The 20,102-nt window shown below is 68.5% G+C and carries 13 protein-coding genes and 1 tRNA gene; 2 read left to right on the forward strand and 12 right to left on the reverse strand.

The window, feature by feature from the left end:
• Nucleotide 1: 1 nt before the first annotated feature.
• The 9 genes from polA to RM423_RS07650 all read right to left on the reverse strand — a co-directional run bounded on the left by polA (nt 2) and on the right by RM423_RS07650 (nt 11,317).
• Nucleotides 2-2,782 (reverse strand): DNA polymerase I, encoded by a 2,781-nt coding sequence (gene polA, locus RM423_RS07610; protein ID WP_311422416.1) that lies wholly within the window; start codon nt 2,780-2,782, stop codon nt 2-4.
• A gap of 56 nt (nt 2,783-2,838) precedes the next feature.
• On the reverse strand, nt 2,839-3,291 hold the full coding sequence (locus tag RM423_RS07615) for a PaaI family thioesterase (RefSeq protein ID WP_311422417.1): 453 nt from the start codon (nt 3,289-3,291) through the stop codon (nt 2,839-2,841).
• Nucleotides 3,288-3,875 carry a GNAT family N-acetyltransferase gene (locus RM423_RS07620; RefSeq protein WP_311422418.1) on the reverse strand — a complete coding sequence of 196 codons (588 nt, stop codon included), beginning with the start codon at nt 3,873-3,875 and terminating at the stop codon, nt 3,288-3,290. The genes RM423_RS07615 and RM423_RS07620 overlap by 4 nt, the downstream gene beginning before the upstream one ends.
• Nucleotides 3,876-4,064: 189 nt before the next feature.
• Nucleotides 4,065-4,787, reverse strand: a complete 723-nt coding sequence (locus RM423_RS07625) for an ABC transporter ATP-binding protein (RefSeq protein WP_311422419.1) — start codon at nt 4,785-4,787, stop codon at nt 4,065-4,067.
• Complete coding sequence (locus RM423_RS07630) at nt 4,784-5,776, reverse strand: ABC transporter ATP-binding protein (RefSeq protein ID WP_311422420.1); 993 nt, start codon at nt 5,774-5,776, stop codon at nt 4,784-4,786. Before RM423_RS07630 ends, RM423_RS07625 begins: the two co-directional genes overlap by 4 nt.
• Entirely contained in the window at nt 5,773-8,022 is a 2,250-nt protein-coding gene (locus RM423_RS07635) for a branched-chain amino acid ABC transporter permease (protein ID WP_311422421.1), read from the reverse strand. The genes RM423_RS07630 and RM423_RS07635 overlap by 4 nt, the downstream gene beginning before the upstream one ends.
• Nucleotides 8,019-8,966: a branched-chain amino acid ABC transporter permease gene (locus tag RM423_RS07640; RefSeq protein WP_311422422.1), complete on the reverse strand. Its 948-nt coding sequence runs from the start codon at nt 8,964-8,966 to the stop codon at nt 8,019-8,021. Before RM423_RS07640 ends, RM423_RS07635 begins: the two co-directional genes overlap by 4 nt.
• A gap of 144 nt (nt 8,967-9,110) precedes the next feature.
• Nucleotides 9,111-10,313, reverse strand: a complete 1,203-nt coding sequence (locus RM423_RS07645; protein WP_311422423.1) for a branched-chain amino acid ABC transporter substrate-binding protein — start codon at nt 10,311-10,313, stop codon at nt 9,111-9,113.
• Nucleotides 10,314-10,705: 392 nt separating this feature from the next.
• Complete coding sequence (locus tag RM423_RS07650; RefSeq protein ID WP_311422424.1) at nt 10,706-11,317, reverse strand: ANTAR domain-containing response regulator; 612 nt, start codon at nt 11,315-11,317, stop codon at nt 10,706-10,708.
• 99 nt (nt 11,318-11,416) lie between these two features.
• Here RM423_RS07650 and RM423_RS07655 point away from each other — a divergent pair.
• Both RM423_RS07655 and RM423_RS07660 read left to right on the forward strand, forming a co-directional pair.
• Nucleotides 11,417-11,498 (forward strand) — tRNA-Leu (locus tag RM423_RS07655).
• 49 nt (nt 11,499-11,547) lie between these two features.
• Entirely contained in the window at nt 11,548-12,954 is a 1,407-nt protein-coding gene (locus tag RM423_RS07660) for a pyridoxal-dependent decarboxylase (RefSeq protein WP_396327645.1), read from the forward strand.
• 55 nt (nt 12,955-13,009) lie between these two features.
• On the opposite strand, the gene tesB is transcribed toward RM423_RS07660, so the two are convergent.
• Genes tesB through gltB form a run of 3 tightly spaced genes read right to left on the reverse strand, consistent with a single transcriptional unit; the run spans nt 13,010 to nt 19,979 of the window.
• Nucleotides 13,010-13,903, reverse strand: a complete 894-nt coding sequence (gene tesB / locus RM423_RS07665) for an acyl-CoA thioesterase II (RefSeq protein ID WP_311422426.1) — start codon at nt 13,901-13,903, stop codon at nt 13,010-13,012.
• Entirely contained in the window at nt 13,893-15,323 is a 1,431-nt protein-coding gene (gene pyk / locus RM423_RS07670) for a pyruvate kinase (RefSeq protein WP_311422427.1), read from the reverse strand. The genes tesB and pyk overlap by 11 nt, the downstream gene beginning before the upstream one ends.
• 45 nt (nt 15,324-15,368) lie before the next feature.
• A complete protein-coding gene (gltB, locus tag RM423_RS07675; RefSeq protein WP_311422428.1) occupies nt 15,369-19,979 on the reverse strand; it encodes a glutamate synthase large subunit in 4,611 nt (1,536 codons plus the stop codon).
• Nucleotides 19,980-20,102 lie beyond the last annotated feature (123 nt).

Below are 20,102 nucleotides of genomic sequence, written 5' to 3' on the forward strand. Positions count from 1 at the left end.
CTCAGTGGGCCGCGGCGTCCCAGTTCGGGCCGACGCCGACGCTGACCTCCATCGGCACTGTCAGCTCGACCGCCGCCTTCATGTCGCGGCGGACGAGCTCTTCGACCTGCTCCCGCTCCCCCGTCGCCACTTCGAGCACCAGCTCGTCGTGCACCTGCAGCAGCAGCCGGGATGCCAGCCCCGCCGCGCTGATCGAGCGCTGCACATTGAGCATCGCGACCTTGATGATGTCGGCGGCGCTGCCCTGGATCGGGGCGTTCAGCGCCATCCGCTCGGCCATCTCACGACGCTGCCGGTTGTCGGAGTTCAGGTCGGGAAGGTAGCGACGCCGCCCCATGATGGTCTCGGTGTAACCGGTCCGGCGCGCCTCGCCCACCACCGAGTACAGGTACTCCCGCACGCCCCCGAAGCGTGCGAAGTAGGCCTCCATCTGGCTCTTCGCCTCGTCCGGGGTGATCTTGAGCTGCTGGGACAGGCCGTACGCCGACAGGCCGTACGCCAGGCCGTAGCTCATGGCCTTGACCCGCCGCCGCAGGTCGACGTCCACCGCCTCGGGGGCGACGTCGAAGGCGCGGGCAGCCACGAAGGTGTGCAGGTCCTCACCCGAGGCGAAGGCCTCGATCAGGCCGGCGTCCTTGGACAGGTGCGCCATGATCCGCATCTCGATCTGGCTGTAGTCGGCGGTCATCAGGGATTCGTACGCCCCCGCCGGCTGGGTGCCGACCACGAAGGCCTGCCGGATCCGGCGGCCCTCCGCGCTGCGCACCGGGATGTTCTGCAGGTTGGGGTCCACACTGGACAGCCGGCCGGTCGCGGCGATCGTCTGGTTGAACGTGGTGTGTACCCGGCCGACGTCGTCGATCATGGGCAGCAGCGAGTCCACCACCGACTTGAGCCGGGTGACCTCGCGGTGACGCAGCAGGAATCCGAGCAGCGGATTGTCGCTGGCCTCGGCAAGCCAGGCCAGCGCGTCGGCGTCGGTGGTGTAGCCGGTCTTCGTCCGCTTGGTCTTCGGCAGGCCCAGCTCGTCGAAGAGAATCTGCTGCAATTGCTTGGGCGAACCGAGATTGAAGGGGCGTCCGACCAGCGCGTGGGCCTCGGATTCGGCATCCCGGACGGCGGCGCCCAACTCCGACTGCAGGTCGATCAGGTGCTCGGCATCGGCGGCGATGCCGGTGGCTTCGATCTCGGCCAGCAGAAAGGTCAGGGGCAGTTCTAGCTCGGTCAGCAGCGTGACGCCGCCCCGGCCGTCGAGCTCGGCGTCGAGGGCATCGGCAAGGTCGAGCACCGCGGCCGCGCGCACCGCCTCGGCGTCGGCACGGGCGTCCTCGGACTCCTCGAGGCCACCGTCCAGCGTCAGCTGACCGGAGGTCGGGCCGGCGGATTCGTCCCGCAGCTCTCGCTTGAGGTAGCGCAGCGCGAGGTCGGCGAGGTCGAAGGCCCGCTGCCCCGGCTGCACGATGTAGGCGGCGAGCTGGGTGTCTGATGTCACGCCCGCCAACATCCAACCGTGCTGGGCCATCGCCAGCAGCGGGCCCTTGACGTCGTGGATCGCCTTCGGAATCGCCTCGTCGGCGAACCACGCCGTCAGGGCCCGGTCGTCGGCCTCGGTCAGCTCTGTCACGTCGATCCAGCCCGCCACGCCGTCGGCATTGGCGAGGGTGACGGAGTTCAGCCTTCCCGAACCGCGGCCCCAGGTACCCCCGAACGAGACGCCGACCCGTCGGCCGTCCGACACCCGTGTTGTCAGGAAGTCCGGCACCACATCGGGGCCGATCCGGCTGACCTCGACCTCGAAGCCCTCGGACGCCTCGGGCTCGACGGTGGGCAGAGTCGCGAACAGCCGCTCGCGCAGCACCCGGAACTGCAGGTTGTCGAACAGCTGGTGGACCTCGTCGCGGTCCCACTGCTGCCGGCTCAGCTCGCTGACGCCGAGGTCCAGCGACACGTTGCGGACCAGCTTCGTGAGCTGTGCGTTGCGCATCACCGAGCCGACGTGCTCGCGAAGCGCGTCGCCCACCTTGCCCTTCACCGTGTCGACGCGGGCGACGAGCTCGTCCAGCGAGCCGTACTCGCGGATCCACTTCGAGGCGGTCTTCTCGCCGACGCTCGGAATGCCGGGCAGGTTGTCGCTGGGATCGCCGCGCAGTGCGGCGAAGTCCGGGTACTGCGCGGGTGTCAGGCCGTACTTGGCCTCGACCTCTTCGGGGGTGAACCTGGTCAGGTCAGAGACCCCCTTGCGGGGATAGAGCACCGTGACGTCGTTGGTCACCAGTTGCAGGGCGTCGCGGTCGCCCGTGCAGATGAGCACCTGCATGCCGTGCGCGCTCGCCTCGGTGGTGAGGGTGGCGATGACGTCGTCCGCCTCGAAGCCGTCGACCTCCAGTACCGGGATGCGCAGCGCCGCGAGCACCTCTTTGATGAGCGAGACCTGTGGCCGGAACGGCTCCGGAGTGCTGGACCGGTTTGCCTTGTACTCGGGATAGGACTCGCTGCGAAAGGTCGTGCGGCTGACGTCGAAGGCCACCGCGAGGTGGGTCGGCTGCTCGTCGCGCAGCAGGTTGATCAGCATCGAGGTGAACCCGTACACCGCGTTGGTCACCTGCCCCGTCGTGGTCGAGAAGTTCTCGACCGGCAGCGCGAAGAACGCCCGGTAGGCGATGGAGTGGCCGTCGATGAGCAGCAGCCGGGGCTTGGCGTCCCCGCTCTCGTCCGAACTGTCGGCCGGGAGCAGGGCGACGGTCAGGATGTCGGCGTCAGAGGTGTCAGCGGGAGGGGTCACGGTTGCAGAGTCTAGGCGTGGCCAGTGACGTTACTCGGATCGCGCGGGGCGGCCGCTCAGGCAGGGGAGGTGAGGCCGGCCTGGTGGGCGGGACGGATCGCGCAGGTCAAGCGCGCCGTGCAGATCCGGCGGTCGTTCTCGTCGGTGATGGCGATCTCGAACGTCGAGATGGTGCGCCCGACGTGCAGCGGGGTGCACACCGCGGTGACCTCGCCCTGGGTCGCGGAGCGATGGTGCGTGCAGCTTAGTTCCACACCCACGGCGATGTTGTCGGGGCCGGCAAGCAACGCGGCCGCCCAGGAGCCGACCGTCTCGGCCAGCACCGCGGACGCGCCGCCGTGCAGCAGGCCGTAGGGCTGCCGGTTACCGGCGACCGGCATGGTGGCCACCAGGCGGTTGGGATCATTGTCGACGACCTCGATGCCCATCCGGTCGCCGAGCAGCTCGTCGGTGCCCTTCCAGCGGCGGTGTGCCTCGTCGAAGATCGTCTGCTGTGCGGGGGTGATCATGCCCCTCTGCCTACCACACGGCCGGGCAGCACGCCCCGGACGGTGGTGCGGCGGCGGCGAAGTGCGACGCGATCGAGGGAGTCGACGATGCTGAGGCTGCGGCGCAGCGTCTGGACGGAGGCGATGCGCCGCACGACCAGCGGAGCGAAACCGAGTCGGGCGAGGTAGCGGTTGGCGTCGCGGGCGGCGGCCTGCACACCCACCACGACGTGGCCGACCTCGCGATCCTCGGCGTGCCGGACAGCGGCGGTGAGCAGCGCCCGGCCGGCCCCGCGCTTGCGGTACGACGGCGCCACCAGCAGGTGCGAGATGTAGAGCGTGGCGGTGGGCGTCAGCACGCCGACCCGCTCCTCGACCAGCACCGCGAATCCGACCAGGTTGTCGGTGGCCTCATCGACCGCGACCAGGACCAGCCGGTCGGGGTCACCGAGCAGGGACACGTACCGGTCCGCCATAGAGGTGGTGTCGGTCTTGCGGCCACGGCGACCCAGATGGTCGGCCAGGCCATGGTCCACCGACAGTGCGGTCAGCTCCGAAATATCTGAGGTCGCGGCCGGTCTTACCCGTACGTTGCCTCTGGACACTTTCGACTCCCCGTCTCGAGTTACCACGTACTGTCCGGACGAGATTTGTTTGTCGATCAAGCAAACCTCGCGATCGACAGTAGCGTGCTTGCGGCGGGTAGCGACAGTGCTTGATCAAACTCCGTCGAGACTATCCGCCAAGCGGTCACAGACCGATCGCACCGAGTAATCGACTGGCCTCTTCCCACTCTACGAGGCGATCTCCTCACCCAGATAGGCGGCCCGTACCCGGTCGTCGGCGAGCAGTTCGCGGCCGGTACCGGTCAGCACGATCTCGCCGGTCTCGAGGACGTAGCCGCGATCTGCCAACCCCAGCGCCTGCGCCGCGTTCTGCTCCACGATCAGCACCGTCACGCCCTCGGCGTTGACCTCGCGGACGATGTCGAAGATCTGCTTGACGATCAGCGGCGCCAGCCCCATCGAGGGCTCGTCCAGCAGCAGCAGCCGCGGCTTGCCCATCAGCGCCCGGCCGATCGCCAGCATTTGCTGTTCGCCGCCGGACAGCGTGCCCGCCTGCTGCTTGATCCGCTCCTCCAGCCGCGGGAACAGCTCCAGGACGTGCGCGAACAGCTTCGGATCCGGGCGCTTGAACCGGAACGCGCCCATCTCCAGGTTCTCGTGCACGGTCATCCGCGGAAAGACCCGGCGCCCCTCGGGCACGTGGCAGATACCGAGGTTGATCAGTTCGTGTGCCGGGATGCCGTCGATGCGCCGACCCTCGTACACGATCTGGCCCAGCGACGGGCGGAGCATGCCGGACACCGTCTGCTGCGTGGTGGTCTTGCCCGCGCCGTTGGCACCGAGCAGGGCGACCACCTCACCTTCGCGGACCTCGAAGCTGATGCCCTTGAGCGCCTTGATGGCCCCGTACCGGACCTCGATCTCGTCGACGTGCAGCAGGACGTCGCTCATGCCTTCCACTCCTCTGTGCTGGTGGCGCCGGTGCTGGTGGCGCCGGTGCTGGTGGCGCTGCCGGCGGCCGGCCCCTGCTGGCCGGTCAGCTCGTCCAGCGAGACCGCCGTGTCGATCCGGTGCAGCTCCGGTTGCGCCTGGACCGCATCGCCGACCTCGTCGGCCGAGCTGCCCAGGTAGGCGGCGATGACCTCCGGATTGCGCTGGATCTGCTCCGGCGTCCCCTCGGCGATCTTCTGGCCGAAGTTCAGCACGATGATCCGGTCCGCGATCGACATCACCAGCTTCATGTCGTGCTCGATCAGCAGCACGCTGACGCCGTCCGTGGTGTTGATCCCCTTGATCAGGGTGGCCAGCTCACGCTTCTCGGCGGGGTTCGTGCCGGCGGCGGGCTCGTCGAGCAGGATCACGCCCGGGTCCGTACCCAGCGCCCGCGCGATCTCGAGCCGGCGTTGCTCGCCGTAGGCCAGCGAGCCCGCGATGTCGTTGGCCTTGGCCTGCAGGCCCACGCGGCGCAGCAGCTCGAAGGCACGCTCGGTGCTCTCGCGGTCTTCCCGGCGCTGCCGGGGCAGGCCCAGCATGGCCGAGATGGGACCGGACTTCTGCCGGGTCTCGACTCCGACCTTGACGTTCTCCAGCGCGGTCAGCGCCGGGAACAGCCGGATGTTCTGGAACGTGCGGGCGACGCCGAGCCGGTTCACCACGTGCGTCTTCTGGCCGATGACGCTGGTCGCCGAGTCACCCAGCCGGGCGCGCACCTCGATGGTGCCCTCCTGCGGGCTGTACACCCCGGTCAGTGAGTTGAACAGCGACGTCTTGCCCGCGCCGTTCGGCCCGATGATCGCCAGCACCTGGCCGCGCCGCATCCGCAGCGACACGTCGTTGAGGCTGGTGACACCACCGAAGCGCAGGGTGATGTTGCGGATGTCGAAGATGAGGTCGTCCGCCTGCGCGGGAACGCTGGCACTGTGTTCGACGGTGGAGGTCATCGCGCGCCGATCCCTTCCGCGATGGGCACGTCTCTGGCCTCGATCTCTTCCTGTTCATAACCGGACAGCTCGACGGCCCGGCGCCGAGCGGGCAACACGCCACCCGGACGGAAGATCATCATGGCGAGGACGACGGCGCCGATCCACATCTGCCGGTCAGCCGCCGGCACCTGGTCCTTGAGGAACTCGGGCAGCCAGGTGAGCAGCGCCGCACCGGCCATCGCGCCGGGCAGCGAGCCCATGCCGCCGAAGACGACGTAGGCCACCACCAGGATGGAGTTGTTCAGCACGAAGTTCTCCGGATTGAAGAACCCGACCTGGCTGGCGAAGAAAACACCGGCCAGGCCCGACGTGGACGCGCCGATGGCGAAGGCGAGCAGCTTGATCTGGAAGGTGTTGATGCCCGTTGCCTGAGCGGCGACCTCGTCCTCACGGATGGCGGCCCAGGACCGGCCGATCCGGGAGTTCTCCAGCCGCCGGAAGAGGATCACCACGACAACGACGAGCACCAGCAACAGGTACCAGTACTGCAGCTGGTTCAGGCCCCAGGTGATGTGCACCGGCCCGAGGTGGATCACCGGGTGCGGCACCTGCTCGGACGGGCCACGGCTGCCGTTGGTCACCGGGTCGGCGTTGACCGCCACGATCCGGATGATCTCACCGAAGCCGAGCGTCACGATGGCCAGATAGTCACCGCGCAGCCGCAGTGTGGGCGCGCCCAGCGCCAACCCGGCCAGTAGGCAGATCACGATGGCGAACGGGATCGCCAACAGCGGGCTCATGTTCAGCCACGACGGCGGCTTGATCGGCAGCGAGCCGACCAGGTACGCGGTGGTGTAAGAGCCGATGGCGTAGAAGGCGATGAAACCCAGATCCAGCAGGCCGGCCCAGCCGACGACGACGTTGAGGCCGACCGCCAGCAGGACGTAGATGCCGATCTCGCTGACCAGCACGGACTGCCAGAACCCGTTGGCCGTCGGCGGGTAGAACAGCGCGATGGCGATGACCAGCAGGATGCCGCTGCGCACCGCGCCGGGCGCGCTGAGGAACGATGTGCGGGCCGAGCGGCCGGAGCTGACGGCGTCGGAGTCGACAGCGGGCATTGCCTCGTGCCGCGTTGCCTCGCGGTTCGGGGCGGTGGCGGCGACATAGCCGGCCGCACCCATCAGGAAGAACGCCGCGCAGGCCATCCAGCCACCCGCGCCGAGGTTCTGCCAGGGGCCGGTCGCGTTGTCGATGTTCTCGGACGCGGCCAGGTCGCTGAAGTCATAGATCGTGATCAGGGTGATCAGGACCGACGCAACGCCGACCACGGCCGCGACCCACCCCAGTGCGCGCATCCGGAAGTAGCTCGCACCACCGGCCAGCACCGCGGTCACCGCCAGCAGCAGCCAGGCCAACCAGATCAGGTACTGCACGGCCAGCGGGGCGAGCGCGGTGTTGAGGAACAGGTTGTGGGTGTCGCTGAGGGTGGCGTTGAAGTGCTGCGGCGAGAACCAGGTCGCGGTGGCCAGGGAGAAGATGCCGAGCACGAAGCCGAGCACGGCCAGCGGAAACCCGGGACGCCAGCCGAGCACCCGGTTGACCGCGACCCGGCCCTGGGCGACCTGGGCGTGTGACAGCGCCACGAATACCGCAGCCACGACCACCACCAGGTAGCCGAGTACCGCGACGTAGACGCCCAGGGAGTGGTCGATGCCGGTGCCGACCGAGGCGACGTCACTGTGCGCGAAGTAGCACACGACCGCGGCCAGGGCCGCCACCACGGCGGTCGCCCAGGCCAGCACGCTGTTCCGACGGGCGATCGCGGTCGCCCCGAGGACGATCACGACGAGCAACTGCGCCCACCACAGCCAGCCGAAGAAGGCCGTGGTCAGCGGGGACAGGCCGTTGGTGTTGGCCACGGCCTTGGCGACCGTGCCGAACTTGGCGTCACCGGCAGGGTCGTACCAGTGCATCAGGGTGTGCGCCGCGATCACCGTGACCGCGCCGCCGACCAGCGGCCACACGCCGGGCCTGGTCAGGTAGGGAACAACCTTGGGGCGAAAGGTGATCGCGAGGAAGAGCAGCACGCCGAGGAGCAGGAAGACGAAGATCCGGGGCTTGAGGACGGCCTGTCGGAAGGCGTAGCCGTAGTCGGTCTGGCTGCCTTCCTGGGGACCCCACATCATGGCCAGCACCACCGAGGCCGCGAGGCAGCCCAGCAGCCGGCGCGCGGCGTCCGAGCCCAGTCCGAGTCGTTTCATGCCGCACGCCCCAGTCGCTCACCGAGAATGCCCGTCGGGCGGAACATCAGCACCAGAACCAGCACCACGAAGGCCACCACGTCGGTCCACTCGGTGCCGATCCAGGGGGTGCCGTGCCACGGCGCCGTCGGCACCAGGTTCTCGACGACGCCGAGCAGCAGGCCGCCGATCATGGCACCGCGGATGTTGCCGATACCGCCCAGCACCGCGGCCGCGAAAGCCTTGACACCGGGGATGAAGCCCATCGTGTTGCCGAAGCTGAAGTTGAGCCCGAAGAGGAATCCGGCGGCACCGCCGAGCAGGCCGCCGATGATGAAGGTGCGTGAGATCGTCTTGTCGATGTTGATGCCCATCAGCGCGGCGGTCTGAGCGTCCTCCGACACCGCCCGGATGCTGCGCCCGAGCTTGGTCACCGACACCAGCCGGTCCAGGAAGATCATCATGACGACGGCCGCGACGATGATGACCAGTTGCAGCACCTTCACCTGCGCGCCGAAGACGGTGAACAGCGTCTTGTCCTGGGCGAAGAACGCCGGAAAGCTGTTCGAGGTGAGCCGGTTGAACATCTTGCCGGCGAACTGGGAGAGGAAGAAGGATGCCCCGATCGCGCTGATGAGGAACGCCAGCTTGGGCGCCCCTCGTTTCCGCAACGGCCGGTACGCGACCCGTTCCAGGGTCCAGGCGATGATGCCGGCCGTGATGCCGCCGGCCAGAATGCCGATGATGATGATGAAGGGAACCGCCCACGAGGGGGTGCCCTTGCCGTCGCCGACGATCAGGTGCACGACCAGGTAGCTGCCGAAAGCACCGGACATGAACACCTCGCTGTGCGCGAAGTTGATGAGTTGCAGAACCCCGTACACGAGGGTGTACCCCAGCGCGATCAGCGCGTACATGGCCCCGCGGGTGAGGCCGAGTACAAGGTAGTTCATGAAGTCGGTCATTGACGCGATTTACCTTTCTGGCTGCACGAGAAGGCTTGAGCGTCCGGCCGCGAGACGGGATCCGGCACTCATGGAGAAGGGGCGCTGCCAGCCGTCGGTACGGCTGGCAGCGTCCCTCACCCGATCAGTCGACCTGTTCGGCGATCAGCTCTGCTCGGCGATGTTGCCGAGTTCGACGATCTTGCCGGCCTTCTGCTGGTACAGGTTCACCGTCGCCTGCGCGACCTCGCCGTTGGGCTGGAACTTCACGTCGGTGGTGATGCCCTTGTAGTCGAGGTTGTTGATCGCGTCCGCGACGGACTTGCGAGTGGGGGTGCCACTCTTCGCGGCCGTCTTGATGGCCTCGATCAGGGCGTTTGCCGAGTCATAGCCCTCGGGCGAGTAGGTCGACGGCGGGGTGTTGAACTTGGCCGCGTACGCCTTGTTGAACGCCTGCGCCTCGGGCGCCGTCGTGGCGTCCTGGCAGCCGCAGGAGAAGTACCAGCCGTTGCCGGCCGCTCCCGAGCCGGAGGTGAAGACGGTGGACTTGCCACCGTTACCGGTCATCCGGATTCCCTTGTAGCCGGACGCCGTCAGCGCCTTGGCGAACAGTGCCGCCTGGGCGTCGTAGCCGCCGTAGAACATCGCCTCGGCACCCGAGCCGGTGACCGCCTGGGCGATCGCGCCGTAGTCCTGGGTGTTCGCGGCGACACCCTGACGGCTGGTGGTCACGCCCTTGGCCTTGAGCTCGCCCTGGACGACATCGGCGACGCCCTTGCCGTACACGGAGGTGTCATCGACGACGAAGACCTTCTTGTACTTCTTCGCCAGGTAGTCGGCGGCCTGCTTGCCCTCGACACCGTCCGTCGGGACGATGCGGTGGAAGGTGGTGAAGCCGGAGCTGGTCAGCGTCGCGTTGGTCGCGGACGGGCTGATCAGGCCCATGTTGGCGGCAGCGTAGGTCTTGCCGGTCGCCGAGGTCGGACCGGAGAAGATCGGGCCGACGACGCCGATGATGGCGTTGTCCTGGATCAGCGCGGCCGCCGCGGCCGGCGCCTTGTCGGCGGTGCCGCCGTCGTCGGACTTGACCACAGAGAGCTTGAAGCCGAGATCGCTCTTGGCGTTCGCCTCGTCCACGGCGAGGTTCACGGCATTGATCTCGTTGATGCCGAGCTGCTGGTTGTCGCCCGACAGGGCACCCTGGAAGCCGATCTTGTAGGTCTGGTTGCTGTTGTTGGAACTGGCACTGCCGGAATTGCCGGCGTTCAGGCCAGTGCTGGTGTCCTTCTTCGAGTTCGAGCAGGCGCTCAGCGCCATGACGCCTACCGCACCGATTGCGGCGACTTTTGCCAGGGAACTAGTCCGCACTGACGTCTCCTCCTCATTCTTCACGCCTTGGATAAGGCTTTGGCCGTCCTACGAGAGCTCAATTCAGTACCGGCGGTCGATTGCGCCGGCTCTGCCCTCGTGACGGTGCACGCTAGCGTGCAACCTAAAACAATGACGGCGTTCAACGGCCTCATCGGCGGGTCGTAACCAAATCGCATCCCCGTGGTCGCCGGATCGCACGAAAGTCCGAAGATCGGATCTCAGGGTGCCGGTCATTCCGCACCGCTGGATATCAGGCATGTTGCCTGCACGAGTCGTCCCCGGGCGCCGGCGCCCTGATTGTGAAAGGGAGTCCGCGACCGCCAGGGTGAACACCGCCTCGTGACGGAATGTGGTAAGCCGTACTCGACCGGTCACCGGAGCGCGCACGGTCAGCGATTACCGGTTTCGCTCAGTACCAGCTCCGCGACCGCACGCATGGTGGTGCGCTTGTCCATGGCGGCACGCTGAATCCAGCGAAACGCGTCCGGTTCGGAGAGCCGGTGCTCGGCCATCAGCACACCCTTGGCGCGCTCGATCAGCTTGCGGGCCTCGAGCCGGTCCTGCAGGTCGCTGACTTCTTCTTCCAGCGCCTTGATCTCGGCGAAACGGCTGGTGGCCATCTCGATGGCGGGAAGCAGATCGCGTTTGGAGAATGGCTTGATGAGATAGGCCATCGCACCGGCGTCACGGGCCCGCTCGATCAGGTCGCGCTGACTGAATGCGGTGAGGATGACCACCGGGGCGATCCGCGCCCCCGCGATCTGGCCGGCAGCGGTGATGCCGTCCATCCTGGGCATCTTGACGTCGCAGATCACCACGTCCGGACGCAGTTCGGTGGCCAGCTCGACGGCCTTCTCGCCGTCCGCGGCCTCACCGACCACCTCGAAGCCCTCTTCTTGGAGCATCTCACGCAGGTCGAGCCGGATCAGCGCCTCGTCTTCAGCGATGAGGACGCGCCGGGCAGGGGTTGCCGCCTCATCGGGTGGTGCCTGCTCAATCACGTGACTTCCAACCTTCTTCCCGCAACTTGACCACACGCAGCCGGCCGGAGGCGGTGGGCGAGGCCAGAGCTTATCGGGCTAGACTTTCGACTGCTCAAAGCCCCTGTGATGGAACTGGCATACATGATGGTCTCAAACACCATTGCTGAAAGGCGTGTGGGTTCGAATCCCACCGGGGGCACAGCCTGACGGCATCGGCGGCTCGCTAGATTCCAGGTGTGAACGCGCACATGAGCCCCGACGAGTTCCGGCGGCACGGCCACCAGGTGATCGACTGGATCGCCGACTACCATGAGCGGCTGGAATCCTTTCCGGTGCTGTCCCAGGCCTCCCCCGGGAACGTCCGGGCCAGCCTGCCCGCCGACCCGCCGGAACGGGGCGAGGGCTTCGAGTCGGTGCTGGCCGACCTCGACCGGGTCATCATGCCCGGCATCACGCACTGGCAGCACCCGTCCTTCTTCGCGTTCTTCCCGGCCAACGCCAGCGGTCCCGCCATCCTGGGTGACCTGCTGGCCTCGGGCCTGGGCGTGCAGGGAATGCTCTGGGCCACCTCACCGGCGGCAACCGAGCTCGAAACCCACATGCTGGACTGGCTCGCGACACTTCTCGGCCTGGACCCGAGGTTCCGCTCCGACTCGGCCGGTGGCGGGGTCATCCAGCACTCCGCCAGCGACGCCGCCCTGGTGGCCCTCGTCGCCGCCCTGCACCGCGTCAGCGGCGGGGCGACCGAGACGGCGGGCACCGCCGCCGGCAGGTTCACCGTCTACACCTCCGAGCAGACGCACTCCTCGGTGGAGAAGGCGTGCCGGGTGGCCGGTGTCGGTTCCGCCGCGCTGCGCAAGCTCCGGATCGACCCGGCCACCCAGGCCGCGGACGCCGGGCACCTGGCCGACCTGCTGGCCGCCGATGTCGCGGCCGGTTACACCCCCGCGCTGGTCGTCGCCTCCGTCGGGGCGACCGGTACCGGAGCGCTCGACCCGGTCGGGACGCTGGCCGACCTGGCCCACGAGCACGGCGCGTGGCTGCACGTGGACGCCGCCTGGGCCGGCGTGGCCGCCGTCTGCGACGAACTGCGCTGGATCAACGCCGGCGTCGAGAAGGCCGACTCGTACTGCACCAACCCGCACAAGTGGCTGCTCACCAACTTCGACTGCAACGCCTTCTGGGTGGCCGACCGCGCCGCGCTGATCGGGGCGCTGTCCATCCTGCCCGAGTACCTGCGCAACGAGGCCACCGAGTCGGGCGAGGTCTTCGACTACCGCGACTGGCAGGTTCCGCTGGGGCGGCGGTTCCGCGCTCTCAAGCTGTGGACGGTGCTGCGGTGGTACGGCGCGAGGGGTTTGCGCGACCACATCCGCGGCCACGTCGCGCTGGCGCAGGAGTTCGCCGGGTGGGTGGCGGCCGACGGGCGCTTCGAGTTGCTCGCACCGCATCCGCTCGCCCTGGTGACCTTCGCGCTGCGGGCGGGCGACGCCGCCACCCGCTCGGCCCTGCACGCCGTGAACGCCTCGGGCGATGCCTACCTGACGCACACCCTGGTCAACGGCCGGCTGGCGATCCGGATGGCGATCGGCTCGGTGCTGACGGAGCGCAGGCACGTCGAAGCCGCCTGGCACGCAATCCAAGCCCAGGCGTGAGAACGCCTGTGAACAACCAGGCTCAGGCGGTGCTGATCGCGCCTGAACAATGAACTCAGGCGGATGGCAGGCGGATCAGGCCCTCCTGGGCGACGCTGACCACCAGCCGGCCGTCCCGGGTGAAGAACCGTCCCGTCGCCAGCCCCCGGCCACCGGACGCCGACGGGGAGGACGAGTCGTAGAGGAACCACTCGTCGGCCCGGAACCGGCGGTGGAACCACATCGCGTGATCCAGTGACGCCATGCTGATCGGGTCCAGCCGCGCGGAGAGCCCATGGTGGACCAGCACCGAGTCGAGCAGGTTCATGTCGGAGGCGAAGGTCACCACGCAGACGTGCAGCAGCGGGTCGTCCGGCAGCGTGCCGTTCGCGCGCAGCCAGATCCGGTGCGGTTGGTTCTGGCGCGGCCCGAGCGTCCGCTGGATCCACGGTGGGTCATCGACATAGCGGACGTCGAAGGCCTGCGGGATCTTGCTCATGACCTCCCACAGCTCGTCGTAGCCCTCGTAGCGCTCGGCGAGCGTGGGCAGTGACTCCGGCGGCGGCGCCGGGGGCATCTCGACCTGGTGGTCGATGCCGCCCTGGGGAAGCTGGAACGAGGCCGACAGCGTGAAGATCGGCTTGCCGTGCTGGATGGCGAGCACCCGGCGCACCGAGAACGACCCGCCGTCCCGGATTCGCTCGACGTTGTAGATGATCGGGATCGCCGGGTCACCGGGGCGGATGAAGTAGGAGTGCAGCGAGTGGACCAACCGGTCGCTCTCGACCGTACGGCCCGCGGCCACCAGGGCCTGGCCCGCCACCTGCCCGCCGAAGACGCGCTGCAGCTCGACCTTGGGGCTCACGCCCCGGAAGATGTCCTCTTCGATGGGTTCCAGATCCAGCAGCGCGACCAGCCCGTCGACGACAGCCTGCCCGGCGGCGGCGTTGAGCTCTGCCTCAGCGGTCACGTTGCAGGATGCCCCCGATGTGATGCACCCGGATGGTGTTGGTGGTGCCGGGTGTCGATGGCGGTGTGCCCGCCACGATAACCACCAGGTCATCCGGGCGGCACACCCGCTGGGCGAGCAGCGCCGAATCGACCTGCCGGACCATCTCGTCCGTGGTCTGCACCGTCCAGACCTGGTGCGCCTGCACGCCCCAGGACAGCGCGAGTTGGCGCCGCACGGTCTCTTCCGGAGTGAACGCCAGCACGGAGCAGTGCGCGTGCAGCCGGGCCAGCCGGCGGGCGGTGTCACCGCTCTGGGTGAAGGCCACCAGCGCGCTGGCGCCGAGGGAGTCGCCGATCTCTTTCGCGGCCTTGGCGATCACGCCGCCGGGGGTGCGCGGCTCGTGCAGCAGCGCCGCGACATCGACGGTGGACTGCTCGACCTCGGTGATGATCCGCGACATCGTCGCGACCACCTGGATCGGGTACGTCCCCACGCTGGTCTCGCCGGAGAGCATCACCGCGTCCGCGCCGTCGAGCACGGCGTTGGCGACGTCGGAGGCCTCGGCCCGGGTGGGCCGGGAGTGACTGATCATCGATTCCAGCATCTGGGTGGCCACGATGACCGGCTTGGCGTAGTCGCGGCAGATCGCGATCGCTCGCTTCTGCACCATCGGCACCTGCTCGAGCGGCATCTCGACGCCCAGGTCACCGCGCGCGACCATGACGCCGTCGAACGCCAGCGCGATCTCGACCAGCCGGTCGACACCCTCGGGCTTCTCGATCTTGGCGATCACCGGACGGCGGACGCCGACCCGGTCCATCACCTCGTGCACGAGCTTGATGTCATCGGGCGAACGGACGAAGGACAGCGCGATCCAGTCGGCGCCCAGGCTCAGCGCGAACTCGAGGTCCTCGATGTCCTTCTCGCTCAGGGCCGGCACGCTGACCGCGACACCGGGCAGTGACAAACCCTTGTTGTTGCTGACGACGCCGCCCTCGCTGACGTCACAGACCACGTCGGTGCCGTTCTCGACGGTGACCGCAACCAGCGCGACGTTGCCGTCGTCCACCAGCAGCTTGTCGCCGGGACGGACGTCGGCGGCGAGCTGCTTGTAGGTGGTCGACACCCGGTCGTGGTCACCCTCGATGTCCTCGACCGTGATCCGGACCCGCTCGCCGGTCGCCCACAGAACAGGGCCCTCGGCGAACCGGCCGAGCCGGATCTTGGGGCCCTGCAGGTCGGCGAGGACGGCCACGTTACGACCGGCGGCAGCAGCTGCCTCACGGACGCTCTGCATGCGCTTGGCCTGATCGACATGGTCACCGTGGCTGAAGTTCAGCCGGGCGACATCCATGCCGGCCTCGACCAGGGCGCGCATGCGCTCCGGTGGGTCAGTTGCCGGGCCGAGAGTGCAGACGATCTTTGCGCGACGGGTCACATTCGCCAATCCTAGGGGTTACCGGCCGGTTGCCATAAAAGCCGGCTATGAACGGGCAGCGGTCATCACGGCATCATCGACGTCCAGGCCGGCGACTTGAGCCTGCTTGGTCGCCTCGATGACCCTCTTGTAGTCACGCGGCATGATCAGCGAGAACCGGGTCAGGGTGGACTCCGGGTCGGCGTCGAGATCGGCCAGCAGCCGACGCCCGACCGCCGAGCCGGTCAGCTCGACGTGGCGCGCCAGCACCGTCCGGATCGTGTCCAGGTGCTCTGCCGAGGGCACCTCGATGTCCACCAGCTCGGTGTTCACCAGCGACGGGTCGAGATCCAGCACGAACGCGGTTCCACCCGACATGCCCGCGCCGAGGTTGCGGCCGGTCGGGCCGAGGATCAGCACCGTGCCACCGGTCATGTACTCACACGCGTGGTCACCGACACCCTCCGCCACCGCGGTCGCGCCGGAGTTGCGGACGCAGAAGCGCTCACCGACGATGCCGCGCAGGAACAGCTCGCCGGACGTGGCCCCGTAGCCGATCACGTTGCCGGCTATGACGTTCCGCTCCGCGACGAGCGGGGCGCGCTCGTCCTGGCGGATGGCGACGACGCCGCCGGACAGGCCCTTGCCGACGTAGTCGTTGGCGTCGCCGTACAGCCGGATCAGCACGCCGGAGGGCAGGAACGCGCCGAGTGACTGCCCCGCCGAACCGCGCAGGGTGATGTCGATGGTGCCGGCGGGCAGGCCGTCCGCGCCGTAGCGGCGGGTCACCAGGGACCCGAGCATGGTGCCGACGGTCCGGTTGACGTTGCGCACCGGCAGCTCCAGGCTGACCGGGGTGCCGTCGAGCAGGGCGCCCTCGCACAGCTGGATCAGGGTGTTGTCCAGGGCCTGGTCCAGTCCGTGGTCCTGCTCGACCCGCTTGGTCAGTGTGGTGCCGGCGTACGGCTCGGGCATCTGCAGCAGCGGCGACAGGTCGATGCCGTCGGCCTTCCAATGGTCGATTGCCCTGCGCGTGTTGAGGTATTCGGTGTGCCCGATCGCCTCTTCGAGCGTGCGGAAGCCCAGCTCGGCAAGCAGCTCGCGGACCTGCTCGGCGATGTATTCGAAGAAGGTCACCACGAACTCGGGCTTTCCGGTGAACCGCGAACGGAGCTCCGGGTTCTGGGTGGCCACCCCGACCGGGCAGGTGTCCAGGTGGCAGACCCGCATCATGATGCAGCCCGACACCACCAGCGGCGCGGTGGCGAAGCCGAACTCCTCCGCGCCGAGCAGCGCCGCGATCAGCACGTCCCGGCCGGTCTTCATCGCGCCGTCGACCTGCACCGTGATGCGGTCACGCAGGCCGTTGAGCAGCAGCGTCTGCTGGGTCTCGGCCAGCCCCAGCTCCCACGGCATGCCCGCGTGCTTGAGCGAGGTCAGCGGTGCCGCGCCGGTGCCGCCGTCGTGGCCGGAGATCAGCACCACGTCGGCATGTGCCTTGGACACTCCGGCCGCGACCGTGCCGACACCGAACTCCGACACCAGCTTGACGTGCACCCGCGCCGCCGAGTTGGCGTTCTTGAGGTCGTGGATGAGCTGCGCCAGGTCCTCGATGGAGTAGATGTCATGGTGCGGCGGCGGCGAGATCAGGCCGACACCTGGAGTGGAGTGCCGGGTCCGGGCAATCCAGGGGTAGACCTTGTAGCCCGGCAGCTGGCCGCCCTCACCGGGCTTGGCGCCCTGGGCGACCTTGATCTGCAGGTCGTCGGCGTTGACCAGGTAGTGCGAGGTCACCCCGAACCGGCCGGAGGCCACCTGCTTGACGGCCGACCGGCGCAGGTCACCGTTGGCGTCGGCAACGTAGCGCTCGGCGTCCTCACCACCCTCACCGGAGTTGGACTTGCCACCGATCCGGTTCATGGCGATCGCCAGGGTCTGGTGCGCCTCGGCCGAGATCGAGCCGTAGGACATCGCGCCGGTGGCGAACCGCCTGACTATGGACTCCACCGCCTCTACTTCAGAGATCGGAACGGCCGGGCGCTGGCCGGTCTTGAACTCGAACAGCCCCCGCAGGGTGGCTCCCTCGGCGTTGAGCCGGTTCACCTCGCTGGTGTACTCGGCGAAGACGTCGTAGCGCCGCGCTCGGGTGGCGTGCTGCAGCTTGAACACCGTGTCGGGATTGAACAGGTGGATCTCGCCCTCGCGGCGCCACGCGTACTCACCGCCCACCTCCAGCCGCCGGTGCGCACGAGCCGTCGGGTTCTGCGGGAACGCGCGGTTGTGCCGGGCCTCGACCTCCTGCGCGACCAGGTCGACGTCGATGCCGCCGAGGCTGCTGCTCTTGGTTCCGTAGAAGTAGGTGTCGAGCAGCTCCTGGGAGAGCCCGAAGGCCTGGAACACCTGCGCGCCGGTGTAGGAGGCGACCGTGGAGATGCCCATCTTGGACATCACCTTCAGCACGCCCTTGGACAGCGACTTGATGTACTTCTCGATCGCGGTCGCGGAGTCGATGCCCGTGATCACGCCGGACGAGATCAGGTCGTCGATCGTCTCGAAGGCGAGGTAGGGGTTCACCGCGGCGGCGCCGTAGCCGATCAGCAGGGCGACGTGGTGCACCTCGCGCGCCTCGCCGGTCTCGACGACCAGGCCGACCTGGGTGCGCTGGCCGGTGAGCACCAGGTGCCGGTGCACGGCCGAGGTCAGCAGCAGCGACGGGATCGGCGCGTGGTCGGCGTCGCAGTCCCGATCGGACAGGATCAGGATGCGGGCGCCGGCCGCGATGGCCGCCGAGCACTCGTCCTGGACGCGCAGCAGCGCAGCGGCCAGCGCCGGGCCGCCGCCGTGCACCCGGAAGCGGCCGTCGATCAGCGCGCACTGGAACCCGGACAGGTCACCGTCGGCGTTGACGTGCCAGATCTTGGCCAGGTCGTCGTTGTCGATCACCGGCCTGGGCAGCACGATCTGACGGCAGGACGCCGGTGACGGGTCGAGCAGGTTCCGCTCCGGGCCGATGCTGCTCGACATCGACGTCACCATCTCTTCGCGGATGGCGTCCAGCGGCGGGTTGGTGACCTGGGCGAAGAGCTCGGAGAAGTAGTCGAACAGCAGCCGGGGCCGCTTGCTCAGCACGGCCAGCGGGGTGTCGGAGCCCATTGACCCCAGCGGCTCGCCGCCGGTGGTAACCATCGGCGTGAGGATGACCCGCAGCTCCTCCTCGGTGTAGCCGAACAGCTGCTGGCGACGGGCCACCGACTCGTGGGTGTGCACCACGTGCTGGCGGTCGGCGAGGGTGGTCAGGTGCAGCAGGCCGGCGTGCAGCCAGTCGCCGTAGGGATGCTCGGCCGCGAGCGCGGACTTGATCTCGTCGTCGTCGCGGATCTCGCCCGCCGCAGTGTCCACCAGGAACATCCGTCCGGGACGCAGCCGCCCCTTGGCCACGACCGTGGCCGGATCGATGTCGATGACGCCCGCCTCGCTGGCCAGAATCACCAGGTTCTCGGAGGTCTGCCACCAGCGTCCCGGACGCAGGCCGTTGCGGTCCAGCACCGCCCCGATCACGGTGCCGTCGGTGAAGGTGACGCAGGCCGGACCGTCCCACGGCTCCATCAGGGCGGCGTGGAAGGCGTAGAAGTCGCGCCGCGCCCGGTCCATCCGATCGGCGTTCTCCCAGGCTTCGGGAATCATCATCAGAACCGCGTGCGGCAGGCTGCGCCCACCCAGATGCAGCAGCTCCAGGACCTCGTCGAAGGACGCCGAGTCCGAGCCGCCCGGCGTGCAGATCGGAAACAGTCGTGACAGGTCGCCACTGGGTCCGGCGAGCTCGTCCGAGGCGAGCAGAGCCTGCCGGGCCTGCATCCACTTGCGGTTGCCGCCGACGGTGTTGATCTCGCCGTTGTGGGCGATCATCCGGAACGGCTGAGCCAGCGGCCAGGACGGAAAGGTGTTCGTCGAGAACCGGCTGTGCACCAGCGCGATGGCGGTCGCGAACCGCTCGTCCGCGAAATCCAGGTAGAAGCTCGCCAGCTGGGCGGTGGTGAGCATGCCCTTGTAGACCAACGTGCGCCCGGACAGCGACGGGAAGTACAGCTCGTCACCGGAGACGTCGGCCAGCCGCTCGGCGACCTTGCGCAGGCCGTACGCGCGGCGCTCCAGGGCCAACCCCGAGACCGGTTCACCAGTCGGCGCGCCGTCGGCGGGATCGCCCTGGTCGGCGGCGACGAACAGCTGCTCGAAGGCCGGCATCACGCTGCGGGCGGTGGGGCCGACCTCGTCGTCGAAGGTCGGTACGTTGCGCCAGCCAAGCACGCGCAGGCCTTCGGCGGCGGCGGTGTCGGCGATCAGCGCCTTCACCCGGGCGCGGGCCGCGTCGTCGACGGGCAGGAAGGCAATGCCGGTGGCGTACTGGCCCAGCGGGGGAAGCGAGAAGCCGCACTCGGTCACGACGGCGCGCAGAAACGCGTCCGGAATTCCCACAGTGAGCCCCGCACCGTCACCACTGGACGGTTCGGCACCGGCTGCGCTGCGGTGATCCATGTTGTGCAGCGCGGTGAGGGCGTTGCGGACGAGCTCGTGGGACGCCCTGCCCCGCAGGTCGGCCAGGAACGCCACGCCACAGGAGTCGGACTCATTGCGCGGGTCGTAGAGCCCCTGCGCGGCGGGCAGTGCGGAGAATTTCACGCGTGCTCCCCTCAATCGGGGGGCCGTTTCAACGGGCCCTCAGCTGTCTGCGGATCGGAAAGGATCGATCCGGGTGATGTTCCGAGTGGGACAGCGTCGGCCCTGAGCACAATGCCCGCTCAG

The organism is Jatrophihabitans lederbergiae, assembly GCF_031845305.1.
GTDB lineage: Bacteria > Actinomycetota > Actinomycetes > Mycobacteriales > Jatrophihabitantaceae > Jatrophihabitans_A > Jatrophihabitans_A lederbergiae.

Coding starts and splice junctions, on each gene's coding strand:
- RM423_RS07660 (WP_396327645.1), top strand. CDS start 11,548: ATGAGCCCCGACGAGTTCCGGCGGCACGGCCACCAGGTGATCGACTGG.
- RM423_RS07640 (WP_311422422.1), bottom strand. CDS start 8,966: ATGACCGACTTCATGAACTACCTTGTACTCGGCCTCACCCGCGGGGCC.
- RM423_RS07635 (WP_311422421.1), bottom strand. CDS start 8,022: ATGAAACGACTCGGACTGGGCTCGGACGCCGCGCGCCGGCTGCTGGGC.
- RM423_RS07625 (WP_311422419.1), bottom strand. CDS start 4,787: ATGAGCGACGTCCTGCTGCACGTCGACGAGATCGAGGTCCGGTACGGG.
- RM423_RS07630 (WP_311422420.1), bottom strand. CDS start 5,776: ATGACCTCCACCGTCGAACACAGTGCCAGCGTTCCCGCGCAGGCGGAC.
- RM423_RS07615 (WP_311422417.1), bottom strand. CDS start 3,291: ATGATCACCCCCGCACAGCAGACGATCTTCGACGAGGCACACCGCCGC.